This window comes from Actinomadura scrupuli (assembly GCF_050971785.1).
GTDB lineage: Bacteria > Actinomycetota > Actinomycetes > Streptosporangiales > Streptosporangiaceae > Actinomadura_E > Actinomadura_E scrupuli.
Genome location: NZ_JBPCCU010000012.1, coordinates 13009 through 37149, shown reverse-complemented (window position 1 = coordinate 37149; position 24141 = coordinate 13009). Strand labels below are relative to the sequence as shown.

General features: G+C 70.1%; 23 protein-coding genes and 1 tRNA gene. 8 read left to right on the top strand and 16 right to left on the bottom strand.

All coding sequences use genetic code 11. The features are described 5' to 3' along the window. Positions 1–17 precede the first annotated feature (17 nt). Complete coding sequence (locus tag ACRYCC_RS37955) at positions 18–1130, bottom strand: ATP-NAD kinase family protein (RefSeq protein WP_433818908.1); 1113 nt, start codon at positions 1128–1130, stop codon at positions 18–20. Then, positions 1127–2497 carry an aminotransferase gene (locus ACRYCC_RS37950; protein ID WP_433818907.1) on the bottom strand — a complete coding sequence of 457 codons (1371 nt, stop codon included), beginning with the start codon at positions 2495–2497 and terminating at the stop codon, positions 1127–1129. Before ACRYCC_RS37950 ends, ACRYCC_RS37955 begins: the two co-directional genes overlap by 4 nt. Positions 2498–2679: 182 nt before the next feature. On the opposite strand from ACRYCC_RS37950, the gene ACRYCC_RS37945 reads away from it, so the two are divergent. Next, a complete protein-coding gene (locus ACRYCC_RS37945) occupies positions 2680–4158 on the top strand; it encodes an NAD-dependent succinate-semialdehyde dehydrogenase (protein WP_433818906.1) in 1479 nt (492 codons plus the stop codon). Positions 4159–4171: 13 nt separating this feature from the next. Here the strand turns inward: ACRYCC_RS37945 and ACRYCC_RS37940 are convergent, their stop codons facing one another. From ACRYCC_RS37940 to ACRYCC_RS37905, 8 genes are all read right to left on the bottom strand, one after another. Continuing rightward, positions 4172–4531, bottom strand: coding sequence for a (2Fe-2S)-binding protein (locus ACRYCC_RS37940; RefSeq protein ID WP_433818905.1), 360 nt, complete (start codon positions 4529–4531; stop codon positions 4172–4174). Continuing rightward, positions 4528–5469, bottom strand: a complete 942-nt coding sequence (locus ACRYCC_RS37935) for a dihydrodipicolinate synthase family protein (protein WP_433818904.1) — start codon at positions 5467–5469, stop codon at positions 4528–4530. Before ACRYCC_RS37935 ends, ACRYCC_RS37940 begins: the two co-directional genes overlap by 4 nt. A gap of 42 nt (positions 5470–5511) precedes the next feature. Beyond that, entirely contained in the window at positions 5512–6732 is a 1221-nt protein-coding gene (locus ACRYCC_RS37930; RefSeq protein ID WP_433818903.1) for an NAD(P)/FAD-dependent oxidoreductase, read from the bottom strand. Next, positions 6729–8198 (bottom strand): FAD-dependent oxidoreductase, encoded by a 1470-nt coding sequence (locus ACRYCC_RS37925; RefSeq protein WP_433818902.1) that lies wholly within the window; start codon positions 8196–8198, stop codon positions 6729–6731. The genes ACRYCC_RS37930 and ACRYCC_RS37925 overlap by 4 nt, the downstream gene beginning before the upstream one ends. Before the next feature lie 3 nt (positions 8199–8201). Continuing rightward, positions 8202–9053 (bottom strand): ABC transporter substrate-binding protein, encoded by an 852-nt coding sequence (locus ACRYCC_RS37920; RefSeq protein WP_433818901.1) that lies wholly within the window; start codon positions 9051–9053, stop codon positions 8202–8204. A gap of 58 nt (positions 9054–9111) precedes the next feature. After that, positions 9112–9840 (bottom strand): amino acid ABC transporter permease, encoded by a 729-nt coding sequence (locus ACRYCC_RS37915; protein WP_433818900.1) that lies wholly within the window; start codon positions 9838–9840, stop codon positions 9112–9114. Beyond that, complete coding sequence (locus ACRYCC_RS37910) at positions 9840–10610, bottom strand: amino acid ABC transporter ATP-binding protein (protein WP_433818899.1); 771 nt, start codon at positions 10608–10610, stop codon at positions 9840–9842. The genes ACRYCC_RS37915 and ACRYCC_RS37910 overlap by 1 nt, the downstream gene beginning before the upstream one ends. 67 nt (positions 10611–10677) lie before the next feature. Continuing rightward, complete coding sequence (locus ACRYCC_RS37905; RefSeq protein WP_433818898.1) at positions 10678–11634, bottom strand: VOC family protein; 957 nt, start codon at positions 11632–11634, stop codon at positions 10678–10680. Between the two features lie 310 nt (positions 11635–11944). On the opposite strand from ACRYCC_RS37905, the gene ACRYCC_RS37900 reads away from it, so the two are divergent. The 5 genes from ACRYCC_RS37900 (at position 11945) to ACRYCC_RS37880 (ending at position 15575) form a co-directional block, all read left to right on the top strand. Continuing rightward, the gene (locus ACRYCC_RS37900) at positions 11945–12835 is read left to right on the top strand and encodes a TIGR03619 family F420-dependent LLM class oxidoreductase (RefSeq protein ID WP_433818897.1); all 891 of its coding nucleotides are present in this window, start codon (positions 11945–11947) and stop codon (positions 12833–12835) included. Continuing rightward, positions 12832–13587 carry an SDR family NAD(P)-dependent oxidoreductase gene (locus ACRYCC_RS37895; RefSeq protein ID WP_433818896.1) on the top strand — a complete coding sequence of 252 codons (756 nt, stop codon included), beginning with the start codon at positions 12832–12834 and terminating at the stop codon, positions 13585–13587. Before ACRYCC_RS37900 ends, ACRYCC_RS37895 begins: the two co-directional genes overlap by 4 nt. 7 nt (positions 13588–13594) lie before the next feature. Then, a complete protein-coding gene (locus ACRYCC_RS37890) occupies positions 13595–14368 on the top strand; it encodes an SDR family NAD(P)-dependent oxidoreductase (RefSeq protein WP_433818895.1) in 774 nt (257 codons plus the stop codon). Positions 14369–14418: 50 nt separating this feature from the next. Then, entirely contained in the window at positions 14419–15264 is an 846-nt protein-coding gene (locus ACRYCC_RS37885; protein WP_433818894.1) for an IclR family transcriptional regulator domain-containing protein, read from the top strand. Between the two features lie 239 nt (positions 15265–15503). Further along, positions 15504–15575: transfer RNA gene (locus ACRYCC_RS37880), tRNA-Lys, on the top strand. Positions 15576–15873: 298 nt separating this feature from the next. Here ACRYCC_RS37880 and ACRYCC_RS37875 read toward each other — a convergent pair. The 3 genes from ACRYCC_RS37875 to ACRYCC_RS37865 all read right to left on the bottom strand — a co-directional run bounded on the left by ACRYCC_RS37875 (position 15874) and on the right by ACRYCC_RS37865 (position 16694). Beyond that, positions 15874–16053, bottom strand: coding sequence for a hypothetical protein (locus ACRYCC_RS37875; RefSeq protein WP_433818893.1), 180 nt, complete (start codon positions 16051–16053; stop codon positions 15874–15876). A gap of 56 nt (positions 16054–16109) precedes the next feature. After that, a complete protein-coding gene (locus ACRYCC_RS37870; RefSeq protein WP_433818892.1) occupies positions 16110–16343 on the bottom strand; it encodes a hypothetical protein in 234 nt (77 codons plus the stop codon). Positions 16344–16520: 177 nt separating this feature from the next. Then, positions 16521–16694, bottom strand: coding sequence for a hypothetical protein (locus ACRYCC_RS37865; RefSeq protein WP_433818891.1), 174 nt, complete (start codon positions 16692–16694; stop codon positions 16521–16523). Positions 16695–16809: 115 nt separating this feature from the next. On the opposite strand from ACRYCC_RS37865, the gene ACRYCC_RS37860 reads away from it, so the two are divergent. Both ACRYCC_RS37860 and ACRYCC_RS37855 read left to right on the top strand, forming a co-directional pair. Then, positions 16810–17589 carry an aminotransferase class IV family protein gene (locus tag ACRYCC_RS37860; protein WP_433818890.1) on the top strand — a complete coding sequence of 260 codons (780 nt, stop codon included), beginning with the start codon at positions 16810–16812 and terminating at the stop codon, positions 17587–17589. A gap of 42 nt (positions 17590–17631) precedes the next feature. Continuing rightward, complete coding sequence (locus ACRYCC_RS37855; protein ID WP_433818889.1) at positions 17632–18609, top strand: SUMF1/EgtB/PvdO family nonheme iron enzyme; 978 nt, start codon at positions 17632–17634, stop codon at positions 18607–18609. A 696-nt stretch (positions 18610–19305) separates the two neighbouring features. Here ACRYCC_RS37855 and ACRYCC_RS37850 read toward each other — a convergent pair. The 3 genes from ACRYCC_RS37850 to ACRYCC_RS37840 form a co-directional block, all read right to left on the bottom strand. Further along, positions 19306–19752, bottom strand: a complete 447-nt coding sequence (locus ACRYCC_RS37850; protein WP_433818888.1) for a DUF2750 domain-containing protein — start codon at positions 19750–19752, stop codon at positions 19306–19308. Positions 19753–19792: 40 nt separating this feature from the next. Then, positions 19793–20518, bottom strand: a complete 726-nt coding sequence (locus tag ACRYCC_RS37845) for a hypothetical protein (RefSeq protein ID WP_433818887.1) — start codon at positions 20516–20518, stop codon at positions 19793–19795. Between the two features lie 428 nt (positions 20519–20946). Beyond that, positions 20947–23940 carry a tetratricopeptide repeat protein gene (locus ACRYCC_RS37840; RefSeq protein ID WP_433818886.1) on the bottom strand — a complete coding sequence of 998 codons (2994 nt, stop codon included), beginning with the start codon at positions 23938–23940 and terminating at the stop codon, positions 20947–20949. Between the last annotated feature and the right edge of the window lie 201 nt (positions 23941–24141).

Sequence of the window (24141 nt, the reverse complement as noted above, 5' to 3'; positions counted from 1 at the left end):
GGGGCTGCTCGTCGGGGTCAGGCCACGATCCGCAGGACGGTGCTCCTGCCCCGCCCGGTGCGCACCTTGCGGTAGCCGGTGAGCGGGGTCGCCGCCTGTTCGTCACCGACGTCGATCCGCAGCGTCGGAGGGTCGAGCGCGGCGACCTTGCCGCGCGCGGCCAGGATCTCGAGGTTGCCGGTGCCGACCGCGTCGAGCACGGCGGCGCTGATCTGCTGGTTGCCCCGCCCGAGCAGGAAGCCCTGGCCGCCCACGACCCCGAGCACCAGCGTCGCCGGCCGGTGCCGCCGGAGCAGCGACAGCAACTCGGTCTCGCTCGCGTCGGCGGCGAGCAGCCGCCCGCCCAGCACGGCGTCGACGCCGAGCAGTGACGCGGGCAGCCCCAGCGCGGCGTTGACGTGCGCCACCGTGGTGCCGGGACCGAGCAGGTAGAGCCGGTCGGCGGGCATCTCGCCCGCGACCTCGCGCCCCAGCGCGACCAGGTCGGCATCGTCCGTCCCGGTGCTGAACGCCTTGGCACGCTGCAGGGAACCCCTGGCGTTGGGCACTTTCGCGACGCCGAACATCCGGGGTGCGTCGCCGTCGGCGAGATCGACCACCTCCGCGTCGACACAGCCGGCCCGGGCGGGATCCGCGACATAGGCGGCCACGGTCTCGCCGGCGGCCTCCGGCCCGGTCGCGAACACGCCGGAGTGCATCTTCACCCCGGACGGCACGCCGAGGACGGGTACGGAGGTGCCCACCACGCCGACCACGTCACGGGCCGTGCCGTCGCCGCCGACGAACAGCACCAGCGAGACGCCGGACTCCGCCATCGCCCGCACCGCCTCGCGCGTGTCCGCCGCCGTGGTGGGCCCGCCGCCGGTACGGCCTCGCAGCGTCCGGACGGTCCAACCGTCGCCGGTCAGGTGGTCGGAGCCCATCGGGCCCTCGACCGTGAGAACCGGCACCTCGGGCGCGAGCCGGTGCAGGCGGTCCAGCGCGCGGCGCGCCCGGTGCGGCGCCACGACGCTCGCGCCCCGGCGCAGGGCGGCCTCCCACGCGGAGCCGTCCGTGCCGTGCAGGCCCACCCGGCCGCCCATACCGGCGATCGGGTTGACGACGAGGCCGAGCCACGGGGTCGCGGTCATGGCAGCAGGCGAAGCTCCGCCGCGACGTCGTCCAGGGCCCGTCTCGTCACCGCCGCCATCTCGTCGATCTCGGCCTCGGTCACCACGAACGGCGGCGAGAACGAGATCGTGTCGGCGGCGGGGAGGGCGCGGGTGATGACGCCGAGCTCGCGGCTGCGCCGCACGACCGCGGCCGCCACCTTCAGCTGCGGGTCGAACGCCGTCAGCGGGTCCGTGGAGCGGGCGAACTCGACCGCGCCGAGCAGGCCGTAGCCGCGTACCTCGGCCACCAGCGGGTGGCCGGCGAACTCGGCCCGCAGCCGTTCGGCGAGGTGGTCGCCGCGTGCCTTGGCCTGCGGCATGAGCCCGTCACGCTCGATGATGTCGAGGTTGGTCATGGCCGCCGCCGCGGCCAGCGGGTGCGCCGAGTAGGTGTAGCCGTGGCTGAAGACCCCGTACTTCTCCGAGCCGCCGGCGATCACTTCCCACACGGCCTCGGAGACGATGCACGCCGACAGCGGCATGTACGCCGAGGTGATGCCCTTGGCGACGGTGATGAGGTCGGGTTGCAGGCCGAAGACCTCCGAGCCGAAGTTCTCCCCCGTACGGCCGAACCCGCAGACGACCTCGTCGGCGATCATCAGCACGTCGTACCGGCGCAGCACTTCCTGGATCGCGGGGAAGTACGAGGCGGGCGGGACGATGACCCCGCCGGCGGCCTGGACGGGCTCGGCGATGAAGGCCGCGACGGTGTCCGGCCCCTCCGTGAGGATCAGTTGTTCCAGCTCGTCGGCGAGCGCCTGCACGAACTCCTGCTCGCTCTGCCCCGCCTCCTGCTCCCACAGCCGGTGCGGTGCGCGAACGAAGTGGACCATCGGCAGCGGCAGGTCGAACCCGTTGTGCATGCCGGGCAGCCCGCACAGGCTGCCGGACATCACCGTCACCCCGTGGTAGCCGCGGCTACGCGAGATGATCTTCTTCTTGGCCGGCCGTCCCAGGACGTTGTTGTAGTACCAGACGAGCTTGACCTGCGTGTCGTTCGCGTCGGAGCCGCTGTTGCCGAAGAACACCTTGGACATCGAGCCCGGTGCCATCGCGATGAGCCGCTGGGCCAGCCGCGCGACCGGTTCGTTCCCCATGGACGCGAACGAGTGGTAGAAGGCCAGCCGCTCGGTCTGGGCGCGCAGCGTCTCGGCCATCTCGGTGTTGCCGTAGCCGATGTTGACGCACCACAAGCCTGCCAGCGCGTCGAGGTAGGTCCGGCCGCGCGTGTCGGTGAGCGTCGATCCGTGCCCCTCCACGATGGTCAGCGGTCCGGTCCGCTCGTGCTCGCGCAGGTGCGTGAAGGGGTGGAAGAAGAACTCTTTGTCGATGTCCTCGATCGTCATGGCGCCTGCATCCGTCTGAATCGGTGTCGGGTGGGGGAACGGGTCGGGGGGCCGCGACCGCGCTGTCAATGTAGCAATAAATGGCCGCTTGGCGTACTGTTGCGCGCTATCCGGCCACCCGGTGGTCGGGTGAGTGCTAATTCGTCGGATTTGCCGGGTATCCGGGCATGGAGGCAGACGCCGTGAACTCGACCTTCGACCGCTCTCGGCTCCGCGATGCGGACCTGCTGCGGGAGGACCTCTTCATCGACGGCGCCTGGGCGCCCGGCTCGGCCGGCACGCGCACCGACGTGCTCGACCCCGCCACCGGCGCGGTCATCGCGCGCATGGCCGACGCGACCGAGGCGGACGTGCGGCGCGGCGTCGAACGCGCGCAGGCGGCGGCTCCGGCCTGGGGCGCGATGACCGCGACCGCCCGCGCACGGATCCTGCGCCGCTGGTACGACCTGATCGTCGCCAACGCCGACGACCTGGCGACGATCCTCACCGCGGAGCAGGGCAAGCCGTTCGCCGAGGCGCGCGGCGAGATCCTCTACGGCGCGGGCTTCGTCGAGTGGTACGCCGAAGAGGGCAAGCGCATGTACGGCGACGTCATCCCGACGAACGTGGCCGGCCGCCGGCTGCTCACCCTGCGCCAGCCGGTCGGCGTGAGCGCGGCCATCACGCCCTGGAACTTCCCGTCGGCGATGATCCTGCGCAAGGCGGGCCCCGCCCTCGCGGCCGGCTGCCCGATGATCATCAAGCCGGCCGAGGAGACGCCGCTGTCGGCCACCGCGCTCGCGGAGCTCGGCGCCCGGGCGGGAATCCCGCGCGGTGTGCTCAGCGTCGTGGCCGGCCCTCCGGCGATGATCGGCGAGATCCTGACCTCGGACCCCGCGGTCCGCGCGCTGAGCTTCACCGGCTCCACCGAGGTCGGCAAGCTGCTGATGGCGCAGAGCGCGCGCACAGTCAAGAAGGTCGCCCTCGAACTCGGCGGCAACGCACCGCTCATCGTGTTCGACGACGCGGACCTGGACACCGCGGTCGCCGGTGCGATGGCCTCGAAGTTCCGCAACGCCGGGCAGACCTGCGTGTGCGCGAACCGCATCATCGTGCAGTCCGGCATCCACGACGCCTTCGTCGCGCGGTTCCGTACCGAGATCGAGGCGCTGACCGTCGGCAACGGCTTCGACGAGGGGTCCGAGCAGGGCCCGCTGATCTCGCAGGCCGCGGTCGAGAAGGTGCGGCGGCACATCGGCGACGCCGTCGAGGGCGGGGCCACCGTCGTCAGCGGCGGCGGCCCGCACCCGCTGGGCCGCACGTTCTTCGAGCCCACGCTGCTCACCGGGGTACGGCCCGGCATGCTGGTGGCCCGCGAGGAGACGTTCGGCCCGGTGGCCGCCGTCATCGAGTTCGGCACCGAGGACGAGGCGGTCGCCATCGCCAACGACACGCCGTTCGGTCTCGCCTCGTACTTCTTCACCACCGACCTCGGCCGGATGTGGCGGGTCGGCGAGGCCCTCGAGTTCGGAGTGGTCGGGGTGAACACCGGCCTGATCTCCTACGAGGGCGCGCCGTTCGGCGGCATGAAGGAGTCCGGCGTCGGCCGCGAGGGCTCGCGGCACGGCATCGACGAGTTCACCGAGCTGAAGTACCTGTGCATCGACGGGCTCGGCGGCTGAGACGCCGGCCGGCTCAGCCGCCGGACGCACGGCCCGGGCCATCGCCGGGGGCCTCGCCGCCCGCCCGGCGGTGGCCGGGGCCGTCCTGGCGGGCGACGTCCATGCCGTCACGGACCCAGGTGACGCAGGCCCGGGTCCCGGGCACGCCGTCGACGATCACCAGGCAGTCGAAGCACACGCCCATCCCGCAGAACACCCCGCGCGGTTCGCCGTCCGCCGTGGTCCGGGTGGACAGGTCGCCGTCGGCCATCAGGGCCGCCGCCACGCTCTCGCCCAGATAGGCCGGCGTGGGCCGGCCGTCGACCGTGATGGTCACCGCGGGCCCGCGTTCGAGGCCGCGCGGCACCGGCAGCCGGGGTCGCCTGATCTTCACGACCCGGACCCCTCCGTGAGCAGGCCCTCCTCGACCAGCACGGCCCGCATGGCGCGCAGGCTCGCCGGGTCGGTGACGGGCAGGCGCGGCCGGCGGACATGCCCGGCCGGCTGGCCGAGCATGGTCATCAGGGCCTTCAGCTGGCTCTGGTATGCGCCGTAGTGGCCCGCCCAGCCGCCGGGCAGCCAGAGCTTGGGGAAGAGCCGGTCGCCCGCCACCGCGTGCGCGTACGGGCCGTCGAAGTCACCGCGCCAGTACGACTCCCAGAACTCGGGGTCGGGACGTCCGTGCAGCGAGCCGCCGCCGACGGTGCCGTCCCCTCCCTCGGTGCGCAGCACCTCCAGGCCCCGGACGCTCATGTACGGGCCGAAGACGCGCACGCGGTCACGTACCCGGCGCGAGGTCTCGAAGAACTGGTCGGCGTCGGGAGTGCTGTCCTTGATGGCCACCACCTGGTCGATGTCGGCGAGCCGGTCGGCCAGGTCGGGGCCGATGTCGACGCCGCTGCCGTGCGGCCAGTTGTAGATCGCGATCGGGCCGTCGACCGCCGCGTCGAGGTCCCGGTAGAACTCGATCACCTCGTCGGGGAACAGCTTCGCGTACGGCGGCGGGGACGCCAGCACGCCGTCGGCCCCGGCCGCGAGCGCGTGGCGCGCGAACTCGGCGGTCTGGGCGGCGGTGTAGGCGGTGCAGCCGACGAGCACCCGCATCCGCCCGGCGGCCTGCGCGACGGCGCTCTCCGCGACCGTCCTGCGCTCCTCCGCCGTCTGCGAGAACCACTCACCGCACGTTCCGTTGACCACGATGCCGTGCATGCCCTCGTCGGCGTAGTGGTCCACCAGCGCGCGCAGGGTGCCGAGATCGAGGTCACCCGACTCGGTGAACGGGGTGACGAAGGCCGGGTAGTACCCCTGCCAGTCGACGTCGTTGCGGTCCATGACTTCTCCATTCCAAGCGTGGTGCCGTACTCGCGGCCTGCGTCAGGCGGTCGTGCGATCCAGCGCGTACCTCTCGGGAAAGGGCGGGGCGTCGGCGGGTGAGACCATCCGCTCGGCCAGCCGGCGGGCGAGAAGGGGGCTGAAGGTGAAACCGGTCGAGGAGACGCAGGCGTGGAATCCGGGGACGCGCTCGGACTCGCCGACGATGGGGGAGAAGTCGTCGGTGAACACGATCACCCCGGACCAGGTCCGTACGACGCGGACGTCCGCGAGCGCGGGCACCACCGACACGGCCACCGCGGTGCTCCCCGCCGCGCTGTGCCAGCTCGTCGGGTAACGCCTGGGGCGGGGGGCCGCGGGCGAGGGCCAGCCACCGCCGATGATGAAGGTGTTCTGCTCGGTCTGCTTGAGGGTGAGCCGGCGGCCGATGTGCTGCACCATGGGCGTGAGCAGCCGGGGCCGCGGCTCGGTCACGTTGACGTGCAGGCCCTCGCTGCGCACGGGCAGCCGCAGGCCGACCATCGCGGCCGGTTCACCGGACCAGGCCCCCGCGCAGTCGACCACGCGGTGGGCGTCGATCGTGCCCGCGTCGGTGTGGACGGTGAACCGCCGGGCGCCGCTCCCCGCCGTCACGTCGATGCCGAGCACCTCGGTGTGGGTGCGGATGACGGCGCCGTGCTCCCAGGCGCGCAGCGCGTACAACGGCGCGACGACGAGCGGGTCGGCGTGCCCTTCCAGCGGGCAGTAGGTCGCTCCGACGACGGTCTCGGCCAGGAAGGGGGCGCGCGCCCGGAGCTCGGCGCCGGTGACGACCTCGGTCTCGATGCCGGCCAGCCGCTCCAGCTCGTGCTTGTCCCGCAGCGTCCGCAGCTGCTCGGCGGTCTCGGCGACCATCCAGCCACCGGTCAGGTGGACGTCCACCGGCCCGTCGAGTTCCGCGCCGAGCTCCTGCCACACCGCGAACGCCTCGAGGCTGAGCCTGGCCTCGGCCAGCAGCCGGGCGCGGTCCGCAGCGGTGCCGTGACCGGACAGCTGGTGGATGGCCAGCTGCAGATGGAAGCTGCCGGCGTTGGTGCCGGACGCCTCCCGGTTGAGCTCGCCCCGTTCGACGAGCGTGACCTCGACGCCGGCCTTGGCGAGGTGGTACGCCATCGCCGCGCCCGCGATCCCGCCGCCGATGACCACGACGTCGGTGCTGGACGGCAACGGTGCGCCGCTGCTCTCGGCGGACACCCATCGCCGGGTGGCGAGCGCGTCGGTCACTGCTCCCCCGTCCCGTCGCCCGCGTCCTCGGGGAGGAACAGGGTCGGGCTCTCGATCGAGTGGTCGGCCAGCGCGCTGATCGGCACCGGCCGCACCGGCATGCGGGGCGTGGCGAGTGCGATGTCGGCGACCGGGTGGCCGTGCCGCCGCGCGATGAGCGAGGCCACCTGGCGCTGGCAGTTCCTGCCCTGGCACGGGCCCATCCCGGCGCGAGTCAGGGCCTTCACCACGTTGATGTCGCCGGTGGACTCGATCGCGGGCGCCAGGTCGCGCCCGCGTACGGTCTCGCAGCGGCAGATCACCGTGTCGTCGGTGGACAGCTCGAAGATGCCGGGCCCGACCCGGTACAACCGGGTGGTCGCGGCGTTCAGCGCGCGGCGCCGGGCCAGCCGGTGCCGGGCGGGCGCCGCCGCCGCGCGGGCCTCGTCCGGGCTCATCGCCCCGGCGTCCATCGCCGCCGCGAGACCGGCGATGCGCCCCTCGTCGATGGCGACGAAGGAGCCCTCGACACCGGCGCCGTCACCGGCGGCGTAGACGCCGTCGACGGTCGTCCGGTGCCACTCGTCGCGGCGCACGACGTGGCCGCCGAGGTCCTCCTGGTAGTCGAAGTCGCAGCCCGCCAGCCGCATGAGCTCCAGCGACGGCACGAATCCGTACCCGACGCAGAGCACGTCGGCCTCGACGCTCTGCTCGCTGCCGGGGACGACCCGCCAGTCGGCGTCCACCGCCGCGTGCACGACCCGCTCGACCCGGCCCTCGCCCTCCGCGCGGACCACGATCCGCCCGTACCGCAGGGGGATCCGGTGTCTCAGCAGCAGGCCGCGGTAGCGCGCGGCGTCGCGCAGGAGCGCCAGGTTGCCGCGCGCCGCTCTCGCGAGGCCCAGGAGGTCGCCGGCTCGCGGCGCCGGACCGGCCTCCAGCGCCGCCACGATGTGCGCGCCGTAGTGCGCGAGCTGCGCGGGGAAGGCCAGCGCGACCGGGCCTGAGCCGGCGAACAGCATCCGGGTCCCCGGCAGCACCCGCTGGGTCTTCGCCAGGGTCTGCAGCCCGCCCGCGGTGATCACGCCGGGCAGTGTCCAGCCGGGGAACGCCACCGGCCGGTCGTGCGCCCCGGGTGCGAGGACCATCCGCGGTGCCGTCACGGTGTACGCGGCGGATCCCTCGGTGACCAGGACCGCCTCGCGCCCCTCGACGGCGACGACGCTCGTACGCGGACGCACGTCGACGCCGGTGCCGTCGAGGGACTCGATGAGGGCTCTGCCGTAGCGGAACTGGCGGTCCATGGCGGCCGGGTCCGTGACCGTGAAGCCCGGCCCCGGCTGCTTGTAGATCTGGCCGCCGAGGGTGGGGCGTTCGTCGGCGAGCACGACGGACAGGCCCGCCGTGCTCGCCGCCAGGGCGGCCGAAATGCCTGCCGGACCACCTCCGACGATGAGGAGGTCAGGATCGCTGTCGCGGCCGCCCATGAATCAGCAGCCCGCCGGCATGGCCGGGGCTTCCGGCACTTCGAAGTCCTTCTTGTACAGCTCGGCGAGCGAGCCGTCGCTCTGCGCCTTGCACAGGAAGGCGTTGAGCTTGGCCGTCAGCGTGCTGTTGCCCTTCTGCACGGCCCACGAGCCGTACGAGAGGTCCAGCGGCTGGGGCAGCTCGGCCTTCTTCACCTGGCCGGGGTTGCTCTTCTGGTACTGGGCGAGGATGTAGTCCTCGAGCACGCTGCCCTGCGCGCGTCCCGTCGCCACCTGGAGCAGCGCCGCGTTCTGGTCGCTGAAGGTCGACACCTTGGCCTGTGGGAAGGACTTCTTGGCCAGCTGCTCGCCGGTGGAGCCCTGCAGGGCCGTGATGGTCTTGCCCTTGGCGTTGTAGCCGTCGATCGTCGCCGGGGAGGTGTCGTTCTGCCGCACCGCCAGCACGCTGGTGTACGGGACGTAGGGCCGGGTGAAGTCGATGACCTGCTTGCGCTCGTCGGTCGCGGTCAGGCCCACCGAGACCAGGTCGAACTTCTTGCTCTGCAGGCCGGGGATGAGCCCGTTGAAGTCGAGGTTCTGGATGTCGAGCTTGACGCCCAGGCTGGTGGCCAGCTTGTTGAGCAGGTCGACGTCGTAGCCGGCCGGCTTGCCGGCGGCGTCGAGGTACATCTCCGGCTTGAACTGCAGGTTCATTCCCACGGTGAGGGTGCCGGCCTGGTTGAGGCCGCTGTCGCCACCGCCCTTGTCGGAGGAGGACGACCCACCACAGGCCGCGAGGACCACGGCGGACACGACGGCGACGCCCGCCAGCGCCGTGCGTCTCACCGCCGGCCACGACTTCACACTTTTGAGCATGGGCTTTCCTCTTTCGATGCTTTCGAGCTGAAAGGCGAGGTTGGGAGGGGGTGAAGCCTCATGAACCGAGGTCGGTCATGAGCTGTTTGATGCGCCGTTGCTGACGAGAGCGCAGGACTTGTGAGATGGCGCCGCGGGGCGGGCTGGCGTAGGCGCCCTCGATGAGGCGGAACACCAGATCGATGACGAAGGCGGCGAGTACGTAGATCGCGGCGGCCGCCGTGTAGAGCACGAAGGGTTGGAACGTCTGGGACACCTCGTTCTGGGTGACCCGGACGACCTCGAGCAGGCCGATGACGGTGAAGGTCGAGGTGTCCTTGACCATGCCGATGTACATGCTGCCGATGTTCGGCAGGGCGATCTTGATCGCCTGGGGCAGGATGACCGAGCCGAACACCCGGATCGGCCGCATGCCCAGCGCCTGCCCCGCCTCACGGTGGCCCTTCGGGATGGCACTGAGCGCCGACCGGAAGATCTCCGCCATGAACGCGCTGTACAGCAGGGACAACGCGATCACACCGGCCTGGAAGACGCTGAAGTCCACTCCCACGGCCAGCGAGACGCCGAAGTACACCCAGATCACGCTGACCAGCGCCGGGATGCCGCGGAAGACGTTGATGTAGAGGGCCGCGAGGAAGGAGAACGGCTGCCGTGACATCCGCATGACGGCCAGCAGCAGGCCGCCGGCGATCGAGATGATCACGGCGACGAACGACACCCGCAGCGCGACCAGCAGGCCGCTCAGCAGGGCGCCGTGGTTGTCCCAGATGAGTCCCCAGTCGTACATCAGCGCACCGCCAGGATGAACTCGCGGGCGCGGGGGCTCGTGCAGTTCTCGAAGAACCCGCGCGGTCCGCTCTCCACGATGAGCCCGTCTTCCATGAACACGTTGAGGTCTCCGATCTCCTTGGCGAAGCCCAGCTCGTGGGTGACCACGATCATCGTCATCCCGGCCTCGGCGACCTCTCGCATCGTCTTGAGCACCTCACCCACCAGCTCCGGGTCGAGCGCGGAGGTCGGCTCGTCGAAGAGCATCACCTGGGGGTCGAGGGCCAGGGCGCGGGCGATGGCCACGCGCTGCTGCTGGCCGCCCGACAGCTGCTGCGGGTAGTGGCCCGCGCGCTGCAGCAGCCCGACCCTGCGCAGCGCCTCCGCGGACTTCACCTGTGCGTCCGCCCGCTTGAGGCCGCGGACGGACCGCAGCGGCAGCGCCACGTTGTCCAGCGCGGTGAGGTGCGGGAACAGGTTGAACTGCTGGAAGACCATCCCGACGGTGCGGCGCAGTTCCAGCGCCTTGCCCCGCTCGGTGACGCGCTCGCCGGGCAGGCCGGGCCCGTACTCGGTGCCGGCGACCTTGAGCGAGCCCGAGGTCGGCGGCTCGAGCATGTTGATGCTGCGCAGCACCGTCGACTTCCCCGAGCCGGACGGCCCGAAGATCACCACGTGCTCGCCGGAGAAGACCTCCAGATCGATGCCGCACAGGACCTCGAGGTCGCCGAACGACTTGCGGATCCCGCGCAGCTCGACGATCGGAGCCGCCCTGCCGTCGGCCCTCATCGGCCTGCCTGCCCTTCGCACGAGCGTTCATCGCGTGGCCGGGCCGCGCGCCGCTGGTATGAGTGGTTCACGCGCGGACCTCCGTGACGCACACGTACAGGTCGTCGGGGTCCTGGAAGTACGCGTAGCGCCAGGTGGCGCCGCCGCCGAGGTCGATCGTGACCGGTTCGCCGACGAGGGCGATGCCGGACGCGGCGAGATGCTCCAGCGCGCTGTCGAGGCACCGCGCGCCCACGGCGAACTCGAAGGTGCCCAGGTGCCCCCACTCGCCGCGCATGTCCGGCGACGGCGGGAAGTGCTGTACGGGTTCGAGCGCGCCGCCGAACGGGCTGGTGAGCAGCATCATCCGCTGGCGCGGCGGCGTACGCGGGTGGAACCAGGGGTGCATCGGCTCGAAGTAGCCCTCGGACTCGAACAGCTGCCCGGTGAAGCCGAGCCCCTGGTAGAAGTCGCGGGTCCGCTCGATGTCGGCCACCCCGAACGCCACGTGGTTGACGCCCTGCGGACCGGGCTCGACGGGCCAGCCCGCTTCGAGCGTCGACCACTCGATCAGCTCGATCTTGGCGCCGTCCGGGTCCGCGACGTAGGACAGGCCGCAGTGGGTCTGGTACGGGGGAAGGTCGGCCTCGTTCGGCTCCATCAGCCCCGCGTGCCCCCGGGCCACCAGCTCGCGGTAGAAGTCGCTCTGGTGGTTGACGTGCACGCAGACCTCGCAGATCCCGGGCTCGCCCCACGCCTGCCCCTCGGGGGCCGGTGGCGGGGTGCGATCGGTGATCTGCACCAGCTTGATCGACGCCCGGCCGAGGACCGTGGGGTTGTGGGTGCGGAGGAAGACCACCCGCGCCTCGGTGCCGCCGTGCCCGGTGACCGCGGTCAGTCCCGGCAGGGACCCTGTGTAGTCGAAGGCGACGTCGGTGAACCCCAGTTCGGCATAGAACGCCAGCGACGCCGTCATGTCGGACACGCCGATGCCGATGTGGTCGAGCCCCATCAGCGTTCCATGTCTGCGGGTGGTGTTGACCATCTGTCCCGCTACCTCCAGGCGGTTTGACCAGCTCAAACGTCGGCGCAGTCAGGCCCGCCGATGCATTTCCGGAGATGCTCGCATATCGTTCTGATGGGCGCAAGACGTACAACGAACCTCATAGCGAGCAATTGTGCGCTTGACGCACAGATTGACGGGTCGTTAGCATCGCGGCCATCACGCTGTCCGATGTCGCTCGGTGTCACCGCCGGAGCAGCTCCGTGTCGGCTCGACCAGGCGGCACCCGGCTCCTCGCCGGATCCGCGCGGACCCGGGCCGGGTACGGGCGGTAGAGAAAGGTCGTTGTGCGATGACCATGCGGATCGGCGTCAAGCTGCCCCATACGGGGGCCGGGGCACCGGCGTCGTCCCTGGCCCGGCGGGCGCGCGACCTGGAGGCGGCGGGGTTCGACTCGCTCTGGGTCAGCGATCACGTCGTGCTGCCGGAGGTCATCGAGTCGCACTACCCCTTCGCGGCGGACGGGAAGGCCACCTGGCCCACCACGACCCCGTACCTCGAGGCGCTCGTCTCGCTGGCCGCGGCCGCCGCGGTCACCGAGCGGGTACGCCTCGGCACCGCCGCGCTCGTCCTCCCGCAGCGCAATCCGGTGCTGCTCGCCAAGCAGGTCGCGAGCATCGACGCGCTGTCCGGGGGACGGGTCGCGCTGGGCATCGGCGCGGGATGGCTGCGCGAGGAGTTCGACGCGCTCGGCATGCCGTTCGAGGACCGCGGGGCTCGCATGGTCGAGTGGATCACGTTGTTGCGCGACTGCTGGACGGGTCGTCCGGCAGCCCATTCCGGCGCCCACTACCGGCTACCGGCGGACACGCTGGTGCTGCCCGCACCTGCCCACGCCGTTCCGCTCTACGTGGGCGGTCATTCCCCCACGGCGCTGCGGCGCGCGGCGCGGCTCGGTGACGGCTGGCTGGCCCAGCAGGCGGTGCCCGCGCTCGATCCACCCCGGCTCGCCGATGAGATCGCGAGCATCCGCTCGACCGCCACGGCCGCCGGGCGGGACCCGTCGGAATTGCAGGTCGTGCTGCGGCTCGTCGAGTCGGCCGGCCGGGCCGGCGAGGTCGCCCAGCGGATCGGCGAACTCGGCCGGGCCGGTGTCGACGAGATAATCGTGGACGCCGACCCGCTCACCGAGGACGCCGGCGCCGTCCACGAACTGCTCCGCGACGCGGCGAGCGCCCGATGACCGGCACCCTGCTGGACGGCCGGCGAGTGATCGTCACAGGTGGCGCGAACGGCATCGGCGCCGTCGTCGCCCGACGCTTCGCCGAGATGGGCGCACGCGGCGTGGTGCTCGACCTGGCGGGCGCGCTCACCGGCGCACCGCCCGAGGAGTGGCACATGGTGCCGGTCGACGTCCGGGACGAGGACTCGATGCGGGCGGCCGTCGCCGAGTCGGCGCGGCTGCTGACCGGCATCGACGCGGTCGTGGCCGCCGCGGGCGTGGTGCCGTCCTGGCAGCGCCCCGCGGAGATGGACCTCGCGGACTTCGACCGGGTGCTCTCCGTCAACGCACGCGGCGTCGCCTGCACCATCAAGCACGCCGCCCCGCTGCTCGGACCGGGATCGACGATCACGGTGGTGGCCTCGCTGAACTCGTGGCGGGGAGATCCGAACATCGCGTCCTACGTCGCCGGCAAGCACGCGGCGCTCGGCATCGTCCGGTCGACGGCACTCGCGCTCGGACCGGAGGGGGTCAGGGTCAACGCCGTGGCCCCGGGCCCGATCGCCACCGACGCGCTGCGCTCGCGCATGGCGTCCCGCCGGCAGACCACCGGCCTGCGGGTGGACGAGGCACTCGAACAGTCGGCGCGTGGGACCTCGCTCGGCCGGATCGCCACCGCGGCCGAGGTCGCGGACGCCATCGCATTCCTCACCAGCCACCTGTCGTCGGGCATCACCGGTCAGATGCTCAACGTCGACGGCGGAATCCTTTAGGAGTCAGGTGCTTCTCGACCAGAACGCGCTCGCGGGCCGCACCGTGCTGCTCACGGGCGCCTCCCGCGGCATCGGAGCGGTGACCGCACGCGCACTCTCGGGTGCGAACGCCAACGTCATCGCGCAGTACCGCACGCAACGCTATGGCGCCGAGCGCGCCGTGGAGACGCTCCCGGACGACCAGAAGCTGCTGATCCAGGCGGAGCTGGGCACCCCGGCCGCCGCGCGCGACCTGTGGCGTTCGGCTCTCTGCTGGGGCCGGCCCATCGACGTCCTGGTGCTCAACGCGGCGGTCAACCCCGACACGCCCGTCGACGGCCCGGACGAGGTGTGGGACGCGGGGTGGCAGGAGGCCCTGCAGGTGAACGTGATCGGTGCGGGCGCCCTGATGCGCGAGGCGGTGCGCTACTTCGCCGCGCGAGGCTCCGGGACGATCATCGTGCTGTCGAGCTGGGCGGCGGAGCAGGGCTCGCGGATCGCCGACCTCACCTCCTACGCGGCCTCCAAGGCCGCGATCCGCAACCTCGCTCAGACCTTCGCGCGCAACTACGCACGGCAGGGCCTGCGGGTCTACGTGCTCGCCCCCGGCGTCGTCAACGCCGGCATGGCGATCGCCGGGCAGGACGACTCCGCACAGCAGGCGGTCGCGGACGGGCTGGCCATGGGACGGATGGTCGAGGCCGACGAGGTGGCCTCGCTCGTGGCCTTTCTCGCCACCGACGCATGCCCTAGTCTCACGGGGGCCACACTGGACGTCAACGGTGCTTCGTACATCAGATAGACAGTCAGCGGGCCGTCGTTCGGTCCCCCCGTCCGCCAGGAGGTCATCACGTGGCACGAGTCTCACCGTCCGTTGATCCGGAGAACGGCGGCGAGCTGGACGACCGGCCCGCAGGTGACGACGAACGTTCACGCGACTTCGTCCGCTCCCTGGAACGCGGTCTGGCGATCATCCGGGTGTTCAACGCCGAGCGCCCGTCGATGACGGTCTCCGAGCTCGCTCAGGAGGCCGGGCTGACGCGTGCCGCCGTCCGCCGCTTCCTGCTGACGCTGTGCGAGCTGGGCTACGTCTACGGCAAGAACAACCGTTACGAGCTCACCCCCCAGGTTCTGGAACTCGGCTACTCCTACCTGTCGGCCCTGTCGTTCCCGGACATCGCGCTGCCACGCCTGGAGAAGCTGGTCGCCGAGACGTCCGAGGCGAGCGAGGGATCGATCCTCGACCGCGGCGACGTGGTCTACGTCGTACGCGTCCCCGGCCCCGCGCTGATGACGATCTCCGTCAACGTCGGAGCCCGGCGTCCGGCGAACGCGACCGCGATGGGACGCGTACTGCTGGCGAACCTGCCACCCGCCGAGCTCGAGGAGCACCTGCGCACGTACGAGCTGACGCCGGCGCTGCCCCGGACCATCACCGATCCGGACGAGTTCCGGGCCGAGCTCCGGAAGGTGCGCGAGGAGGGCTACGCCCTGGTCAACCAGGAGCTGGAGGTCGGCCTGGTCGCTATCGCCGTACCGGTCCGCGACCGCATGGGGCGCGCCCGCGCGGCGATCAACCTCTCGACGCACATCGGCCGCAAGTCGGTCGAGGAGATGCGGGCGCTGGTGCCGATGGTGCAGGAGGCGGCCGCCGACATCGAGCTGGGCCTCAGCCATTCGCTCAACTGGGCCGACTGAAGCGCAGGAAGCCCGCTCGTGTGCCGTTGGGCCCGGGGCCTGGGGCCTGGGGCTCGCGGCACGGGGCGGGAGGCATGACCGGCATCGCGGTGGGCTCGTCCTGACCGAGCTGCACCCGGGGTCGCCGTCGAGCGGGCCCGCCGGGCCGTCGGCGCTCTGACGCGCCGCGACCCACCCCCGTGGCCTCGCCGGTAATGCCGTGGGGATCACTGGTCCGATCTCGGTATGCTTCATTCTGCGGGCCGTTAGCTCAATGGCAGAGCTCCGGACTTTTAATCCGTTGGTTCTGGGTTCGAGTCCCAGGCGGCCCACCGAGTACGACTGGCAATCCGGCCCGTGACCTGGGAAGACGTCCTCCTGGCGAGATCGGCGCTGTGCAGCCGTATGCCGTCGTGGGCAGCCGTCTGGAGGCGTTCCCGGAACATACACGGAATGATCTCGGGGGAGTTTCCACAGGTCAGGGCCCAAAGAAGCGAGGCCCCAGGATTCCCCGGGCCTCCGCATCGTAGGTCGTGGTCATGTCGTCAGCGCGTCCTCGATGCGCTGGTCAGCGATGTCGTGTACGTGACCGTTGACCATGAGGCGGTGATCCGCCACACCCTCGGGCCTTCACGAGCGCGGCCAGGGCCAGGTACTCGCCGAGATGATCGCCTTGCGGAGCTCCGCCGGGTTGATCGCCTCCACTAGACGTCCGCGTTCGCCCGCCGGCACGAACGCCCACCATGAGCGGGTGGCCTTCCCGTACCAGGCCACGACCCCCGGAAACGATCCCGTCAGATCACGCATCATCGCGCGGAGCGGCTCGTCGGTGATCTGGCGTTCCGGTGGAACAGCCGGCCCCACCATCACGAACCCGGCCCCGGCTCGCCGGAGGTCTGCCGCTGTTGTTCGTGTACGAATGCGGCGATCCGCCGAGCCGCGCCCTCGATGTCCGAGACCGGATGCCGATTCCCGGCCGCCGTCCAGACGAACTCCGCGCCCGACGTGCTCACGAGCACATAGACCCCGACACCCGGAGGCGCCGCCGGGTCGGCGTTGACGGTCAGACTCGGGATGGCGTCGCGCAACTGCACGCTCACGCCGAGCGCCGTCAACGACCTGCAGAGATCACCAAGAAGCCTTGCGTGCGACCCTCTGTAGTTCTCATTCATCGCCCCGACCCACTCTCGTGGAGGCGAGACCGGTGTAGGTGGGGCCACGACCGATACCGGGGGGCATCTCGGCCGCCCTCACCACCGCACCGGCCCCGCAGCTCATCACGCCGCCGCCCGCCCCGTACCGGCGCACAACGCGCAGTTCTCCAACGCCACCGGTTCCGGACCCGTCGAGTCACCGGGCGGCACGACGATCAGCCTCCGGCGAGGCAGGATGATCTTCTTGCCTCGGCCGCCGCACGAAGGGCATTCCTCGCGGGGTCGTTCATCGCTCATGCTTCAAGGGTCCAATGCCACAAGAGGCATTCCCATGTACTGGTGCCGCCTTAGCACTGAACTTTCACTGCACTTCGGTATAGGAGCAGATCATGAATGGTGTCAGACTGGACTCATGGCGGAACTCAACGGCGTACCTGTCGCACCCGAAGCGCTTCAAGCGCTGGGCCTCACCAACTACGGCCACTTCACATCCATGCGCGTCGACAATCAGCATATTCGCGGGCTCTCGCACCATCTTGACCGGCTTGTCCGTGATTGTCGGATGCTGTTCAATGCCGACCTGGACAGGGACACCGTCCGGGAATTCATCCGGCACGCGATCGCGGAGGAGCAGGGTTCGTTCACCGTCCGGGTGACGGTCTTCGACCCAGCGCTTGAACTCGGTCACCCTGGCGCCCCCGCCGAGCCGAAGGTGCTGGTCACCACCCGCCCCGCCATCGCCTGGCCACCGGAGCCGATGCGCGTGCAGACGACCAAGTACCGCCGCGATCTGCCAGAGGTGAAGCACATCGGACTGTTCGGCGCCCTGTGGGGTCGCCGGAATGCCCAGCTCAACGGTTACGACGATGCGCTTTTCATCGACAGTGGCCTGTTCATCTCCGAAGGCGCCACCTGGAACATCGGGTTCTTCGACGGAGAACGCGTCATCTGGCCGGACGCCAACACTTTGCCCGGCGTCACCATGAGACTGCTCAAGCAAGTCCACGAGCACACGGTCACAGCACCTGTGAATCTCCGGGACGTGCCCGCGATGCAGGCCGCATTCGCCACCAACACCTCAGTAGGCGTACGGGCGGTCACGGCGATCGACGGTATTCAACTGCCCGAGGATCATCCGATCTTCGATGCCCTCCGCAAGGAATACGAGGACATCCCCGCCGAAGAACTCTGACCCGTCCACGCCATATCCGCCGTTCATCTGAGGAGACTCCGCATGACATCGCCCACCGTTCAAGTCTGGTCCGGCCGAGAAGTCCGCGCCTTACGCGAAGCCAAGCGCATGAGCATACGAGCGTTCGCCGCACACCTGGGAATCAGTGAACGCATGGTCTCCAAGTGGGAGGCCGGCGGGGAGAGCATCCACCCCCGCCCCGTCAACCAGCACGCCCTCGACTCATCCCTGAACGCCTCCAGCACCGACGTACAGACCAGGTTCGCCGGCCTGGTCGGCGCCTCCCTCACGGTCATCCCCCCACGGGAGCCCAGCGACAACGAGGAACAGCAGAACGTGCCGTTGCCCACCGACGAGCAACACCAAGTGCGCCACCCCATCGACGGCAAACTCATGACCCTCATCGCTGCAGGCGTCTTCCTGCACGGCCCCGACAACGAACCGCTCTATCTCCCGGCGTTCTACATCGACGTCTTCCCCACCACCAACGCCGACTACGGGCGCTTCACCGCAGCGACCGGGCACACCGCACCCCAGCACTGGACCAAAGAAGGCGGACCACCCGACATCCTCTTCGATCACCCCGTCGTCTTCGTCACCTGGCACGACGCCTCCGCCTACGCCGAGTGGACAGCCAAGACCCTACCCAGCAGCCAGCAATGGGAGAAAGCCGCCCGCGGAACCCGAGGCGACGTCTACCCCTGGGGAAGCCAGCTCACCCCGGCAAAATGCAACGTCCGAGAAGGCGGCATCCGCAACACCACCCCGGTCGACCGCTACCACAGCGGCGTCAGCCCCTACGGCGTCTACGACCTGTGCGGCAACACCTGGGAATGGCTCTCCACCGAATCCGAACCAGGCCGCCACGAGTTGAAAGGCAGCGCCTTCACCAGCCCCTTCCACCGAGCCACACCCTCAACCTTCAACGACGCATCCACCGACATGCTCGACGACGACACCAGCTTCCGATGCACCACCCCAGCCGAAACCATGCGCGCACTACTCAAAATGAGCGGCTAAGGAGTCACTCGGCCAGGATGTGCAGTCCTTCTGCACTGCCATCAAGGCGACCTGCAGACCGGGCCGTACCGGCGGCCGACCGCCCACAGGACGAATACCGGGTTCGAACAGCCGGTGGCGCCCCTGGCCGGTTCCCGACCTAACGGGGGACCGCTCGCGGGGCCGCGCGACGGGCCATCGCGCGCAGGCAGGTGCCAGCCCGTCCGCCGACAAGGCGACGAGGCCACGCCCCCGCGCAAGTCCGGAAACTTCCAGTTCAAGCGTGCAGGCCATCGCGTGCGGCGTGGGCGCCGGTCCCTACGCGCCGTGCCCGGACGGCCGGGTCAGCGCCGCCGCCCGACCAATCGCAGGTCAGTCGTACATCGGAGGGCCGACTCGATCAGCGGCGGCAGCCGCTTCAGTCAGCCATGCCGCGACTCCTCTGGCTTCGTCCGGAGTCAGCAGAGCCGTCGCACTCGCATCCCCCTCAGCAAAGGCCACGAAGAACCCCTCCGGCACACGCAAGGTCACCGTCACCGCGGCGTGCAACCTGCCCGCCCCGCCGAGCGGAACCAGCGCCCCTGATCATCACCTCCATGCCAGCAGCGAGTCCGTCGCTGTCTTCCCATACCGTCTGCGGTGCATCAGCCATCCGCGCATCTTGCCGGAGCCAACCCCTTACGCCTCCGGCGGGGCCGCTGACTCTGAGATGGGGGATCAAGCTCCGTTGCCGGAAGGTCTGTCAGGGGTTGAGGTGGAAGCCTGGCGAGCCGTACGCGGCGCGCGTTCCGATACCGCTGTGGGATCAAGGCCAGCGGACACTGACTGAAGGCGATTCAACACCTCGGAGACCGTGAAGTCCCAGCCGCGGGCGCGTGGGCCACTCCAGTTCACCCCTATTCCTAGACCGTCGTTTCGAAGGTCGGGCAACCAGCGGATCCACTCGGCCAGCGGAATCGCTGCCGCACGGAAGCTCGCGTAGGCGGGACAGATCTCAACGATCCGCGCGGCCCGGGACTCCAGTGACCAGAAGGGCATGGCCAGCTCACCACTCCCGCCTTGAAAAGCCGGAAAACCCTCGTCGTCCCGAACCCCCCACACCCTCCGTTCGCGAGCGACCTCCCGGAAGAAGGCACTCGCCTGCGCTGCGCTCTGTGATCCCATGAGCTCCTGCCAACAACGTTGCCGGGACAGAAGGCTGGGATCATAGCGTCGGTCGATAGGCGTCTCCGAAGGGTCGATGACCGCCCATGGGAGCATCTCCGGCCGCCTCCATAAGCCAAGTGACCAGACCTGTCATATCGAGGGCGATGATCGGCATGTCCCCTGCCAGGCCGAAGCTATCCCAGCCGGTGGCATAGCACCGGCCGACTCTGGTGGGGTGCAGGTCGATCACGACGTGGGGGGCAGTGGAGCTTCCGGTGCCGTCATCGGCGATGACATGGCAGGTGGTGCTCAGATCGTCGGGATGGTCGGCAGCGATCTGCTCGGCCTGTCGGTCCCCCAGCAGCCGTGGCCCGGCGGGAAGAAGCTGTTCGCCGCTGCTGACACGCCAGGGGAACTCCGAGTCCCGAAATAGCGTCAGGCCGCCACACCGGCTGTAGAACTCGGCGAGGCCCGCCGGGAGAGTCCGCTTCGGACCGAACGACGGCATGCCAGCGGCCGGATGGACACGGCAGTTCGTCCGCCCCGCCACAATCGCCAGTACGGCGTCGAGGTCGTTGTTCAACGTTGACACGACGTCATAGTGACAGGTCCTGGGGCCTAAGAACCCGCAGGTCAGCGAATCACCAAGGCAGCCGCCAAGATCATGCCTCCCGACCGGCAGGCACTGCTTGCCTGCGGCAGGGGACTTGATATCAAGATCCGGAAAATATACGGAATGATCATCTCTGTCGACACGGATGCGCGCGGTTGCCGTGCAGGTCACGGCCCCTGTATGCCCGCGATGCAGTGATCCACTTTTAATCCGTTGGTTCTGGGTTCGAGTCCCAGGCGGCCCACCTAGTCTCACCTGGTCAGATACCCCACGGCGCCGCTCGGGGCCGGTTGTTCCGTCCGGTTTTTCGGGCGATCTGCTGACGGACTGCAGCCATCGGTCCGCGCAGGCCCCCCTGACAAGCCCGCCTGCTCGGGTTACCTCGCAACAGCGGATTTTCCGCGTCCCACCAGGTCTCCGTCGTGAGCCCGTGTGCCAGGTCACGATTCCTGGTGATCCTTACCTTGCCTCTGGTGTCTGTGGTCCGCGCTCAGGGAGGGGACACCGTGACTAGTACGGCTCGGACTGATACCCGCAACATGAGCGTTCAGGTCTCTGATGGCGGACAGCACCGACCAGATCACTGCAGCCTGGCAACGTTATGGAGGGGAGAAATATGACGGGTCAGTGCTCCAGGGACCGGCGATGAGCCCGCCCGGTTCGAGCCCATACCAGTGCAGGCGTGCGGCGTCTTCGGCCTTGTCCGTCTCCTCCAGCAGGCTCTTCGCTCGCTGCCGGGCAGGGAGGCTGCCGGGGCCATCATGGTGGTCGCCGGTTTCGGCGGCACGCAGGAAGAGGTTGATCGCTTCCTCGGCTTCTCCTGCTTGTTCTAATACCTCGGCCTGCTGGTAGAGAGCGTGGTGGTCGCCGGTTTCGGCGCGGGTGTGCAGCCAGGTCAGTGCCTGCTCCCTCATTCCCTTCGCCGTGAGTAGCTCGACTGCTACGTCCTGGGCGTCGGTGTCGCCGGTTTCGGCGCGGGCCTGTAGCCAGGCGAACGCCTCCTCCACCCCGCCCGCCTCTTCCAGCACGGCGGCCACCTGGTCCGGAGGATTGAGGGGGATGCTGGCTTCGGTGCAGGACCGGACCCAGGCGTGCAACTCCTCGGTCCGCCCCGCCTCCCGCATCTGGGCGGCCGTCTCTCTCAGGGCGTGGTGGTCACCGGTTTCGGCGTAGGCCTGGAGCCAGACGAACAGTTGCCGGGTCTGGCCCGCCTCCCGCATCCGGGTGCACACGTTGCGTATGCGATGCCGCGCCTGCAGACCTCTTCTACGGGTCTTGTCGGTGCGGTTCTTCGCCGCGTGCTGGTAGGCGGTGATGGCCTCCTCGATCCGCCCGGTCTCCTCCAGCAGCTCGCCCGCCGACTCCCACGCGTAGCCGAGGCCCGCTGCCCCGGCATGCTGAAAGGAGGTGATCGCTTCGTCTACTCGCCCTGCTCGGTGCAGCAGCTCACCCGCCAGGGACCATGCGGTGGTGGGGGTGCCGGCCCTGGCGCGGTCCTGGAGCCAGGCGAGCGCCTCTTCGAGTCGGCCCTGCTCGTCCAGCACACGGGCGGCATGATCGAGGCCGTCGGGGCAGCCGGTCTGGGCGGCGTGCTGGTAGGCGCTGATCGCTTCGTCGACCCGCCCGGTCTCCTCCAGTAGCCGGCCTACCGACATCCATGCCTTTGCGAGGCCGGCCTCCCCGGCGTGCCGGTAGGCGGTGATCGCCTCGTCCTTCCGCCCGGCTCGACTGAGCAGGGTGCCCGCCCTCGGCCAGGCATCAGGAGTGCCGGCCTCCCCGGCTCGCTGGTAGGCGCTGATCGCTTCCTCGGGTCGGCCCGTCCCACGGAGCAGGTCGCCCATGGTCGACCAGGCTCCAGGTGTGCCCGCCTCGGCGCATTCCCGTAGCCAGACGAGCGCTTCGTCGACCCGGCCCTCCTTCTCCAGCCACCAGGCCGCCCGGGTGAGAGCGACGGATGCGCCGGCCTTGGCGCGGTCCTGGAGCCACCCGATCGCTTCCTGTGTCCCCATCACTTCCATCAGCAGTTCCGCGGCATTCGAGGTCGTCAGAGGGGAGGGGGCGGTGCCTTCGGTGGAGTTGAGTATCCGCTGGTAGCAGGCGAGGGCCTCCTCGGCCTTGCCCATGCTCTGCAGCGCGCGGCCCGCCCCCAGCAAGGCTTCGTCGGTGGCGTCCTCGGCTTCGACGACATGCTGATAGGCGGTGATCGCTGGACCGGACCATGCCACTCTCGCGGTCAGCCTGCCCACGTTGCTCCAGGCGTAGGCGCTGCCGGTCTCGGAGGCAGCGGCGGCATAGAGCATCAGTGCGTACCGGTCGAGGCTGCGGTGCTCGGCTTCGTCGGCGAGGTCCGACAGGTGCTCGGCGCGGGCGTGGTCCACCAACGCGTCCCAGATCTCGGCTGGAACGGACAGGTTCCAGCGGGTCGTGCGCCCGTACTGCTCGAGGTAGTCGGCGAGCCTGTAGTGGGGCTGACCGTAAGGTGCCTGGCCGGGCCTGGGACGGATGAGAGTGAGGGGGCCGGGGACCCCACGGCACGCGGTGCCGGTGTAGGTCAGCGACTGCTCGAGCCAGTCGTCCTCCAGCATCTGCCATTCGTGATCGTCGAGATGAGCGGGTGCGGCCGTCTCCAGAAGCGATCGGGGTAGGGCGGGCCCATGTCCCAGGCGCCGTACGTCCATCGCAGCCTCGATCAGTGCTGTGGCGGCGGGTGGGGCGTTGCGGTGTCGCTCCAGCAGTGCGGGGGCGCCTGCCAGGAACTGGGTGATCCTGCCGTCCTCGGCCTGGGCGCAGGCATGAGCGAGGCGGGGATCACCGGTGGCCGCGGCTCGCAGGTCGTTGAGGGCGGTGCCGGTGAAGGCCCCGGGGACGGTGATGCCGGTGCCGCCGGTCAGCAGAGCCCGGGCCTGCGCGTGCGGGTCGACCTGCTGATCCGGGGGAGGGGCGGTGGTCAGGACGGACCAGTATTCGGGCCAGAGAGTGCCCAGCACCAGCACCGGCCCACGGGCGGGGTCGCGCACAAGTTCGCGTACGCCGGCCGCGACACGTTCACCGAGGGGACCGGTGGGAGTGAGCAGGTAGTGCTGCGCCTCGTTGAGCCAGATCACCGTACGAGGCCCGACTCGGCCCAGCGACTCCAGCACGGCCTCGGGGCGACCAGGGCTGATCGGATGCCACAGCCGCCACCCCGGCGGGAGCCGGTGGACCGTCTCCCAGCAGGCCCGCGTTTTGCCCGTTGACGAACCGCCCACCAGTACGGCGACCGCACTGCGGCCACTCACCGCCCGTGCCATCACCTCCTCCAGCCGCAGGTCATGCTCCCGGGAGACATAGGGCGGCAGGACGGGCAGCAGCCCGCCAGGGGGTGCGGCCACCTCGATCGGCCGATGCACCTCCAGGTCGAAGGGGTCGCTCAGCTCGATGACCAGCCGGCCGACCGGGCGGCCGGGGGCATCACCCGCCGAATCCGGCTCTCCCTGAGTGGCTGGGGCTTCATCGGCGATTCGGGTGCGTGCCGGCTGAGCGGCGTCGATCAGGTTCATCCAGTATCGGCGCCCCGGAGCCGGATCACCCGCCCAGGTGCTCCACACCCGCACCAGCGCCCACACCTTGTCGGCATCGCCCGAACGAGGTACCTGCGCGCGTAAGGGGTCGGCAGGCAACCATGAACTGATCCGGCGGCTGTCCACCTGGACCCCGTACGGTGCCCGGCCGGCAGTGACGGCGGCCTCACGCCGAGAGCAAGGCAACGGCGGCCGACCGGCCTTGCGAGCGGTCACCGCTCGGTGTTCCAGCGC

Bases quoted from the DNA above. Each gene is read 5' to 3' on its own strand.
- ACRYCC_RS37865 (WP_433818891.1), bottom strand. From the start codon at position 16,694: ATGAGCGATGAACGACCCCGCGAGGAATGCCCTTCGTGCGGCGGCCGA.
- ACRYCC_RS37950 (WP_433818907.1), bottom strand. From the start codon at position 2,497: ATGACGATCGAGGACATCGACAAAGAGTTCTTCTTCCACCCCTTCACG.
- ACRYCC_RS37900 (WP_433818897.1), top strand. From the start codon at position 11,945: ATGACCATGCGGATCGGCGTCAAGCTGCCCCATACGGGGGCCGGGGCA.
- ACRYCC_RS37860 (WP_433818890.1), top strand. From the start codon at position 16,810: ATGGCGGAACTCAACGGCGTACCTGTCGCACCCGAAGCGCTTCAAGCG.
- ACRYCC_RS37925 (WP_433818902.1), bottom strand. From the start codon at position 8,198: ATGGGCGGCCGCGACAGCGATCCTGACCTCCTCATCGTCGGAGGTGGT.
- ACRYCC_RS37875 (WP_433818893.1), bottom strand. From the start codon at position 16,053: ATGATGCGTGATCTGACGGGATCGTTTCCGGGGGTCGTGGCCTGGTAC.
- ACRYCC_RS37955 (WP_433818908.1), bottom strand. From the start codon at position 1,130: ATGACCGCGACCCCGTGGCTCGGCCTCGTCGTCAACCCGATCGCCGGT.
- ACRYCC_RS37850 (WP_433818888.1), bottom strand. From the start codon at position 19,752: ATGGGATCACAGAGCGCAGCGCAGGCGAGTGCCTTCTTCCGGGAGGTC.
- ACRYCC_RS37905 (WP_433818898.1), bottom strand. From the start codon at position 11,634: ATGGTCAACACCACCCGCAGACATGGAACGCTGATGGGGCTCGACCAC.
- ACRYCC_RS37935 (WP_433818904.1), bottom strand. From the start codon at position 5,469: ATGGACCGCAACGACGTCGACTGGCAGGGGTACTACCCGGCCTTCGTC.
- ACRYCC_RS37910 (WP_433818899.1), bottom strand. From the start codon at position 10,610: ATGAGGGCCGACGGCAGGGCGGCTCCGATCGTCGAGCTGCGCGGGATC.
- ACRYCC_RS37920 (WP_433818901.1), bottom strand. From the start codon at position 9,053: ATGCTCAAAAGTGTGAAGTCGTGGCCGGCGGTGAGACGCACGGCGCTG.
- ACRYCC_RS37855 (WP_433818889.1), top strand. From the start codon at position 17,632: ATGACATCGCCCACCGTTCAAGTCTGGTCCGGCCGAGAAGTCCGCGCC.
- ACRYCC_RS37915 (WP_433818900.1), bottom strand. From the start codon at position 9,840: ATGTACGACTGGGGACTCATCTGGGACAACCACGGCGCCCTGCTGAGC.
- ACRYCC_RS37895 (WP_433818896.1), top strand. From the start codon at position 12,832: ATGACCGGCACCCTGCTGGACGGCCGGCGAGTGATCGTCACAGGTGGC.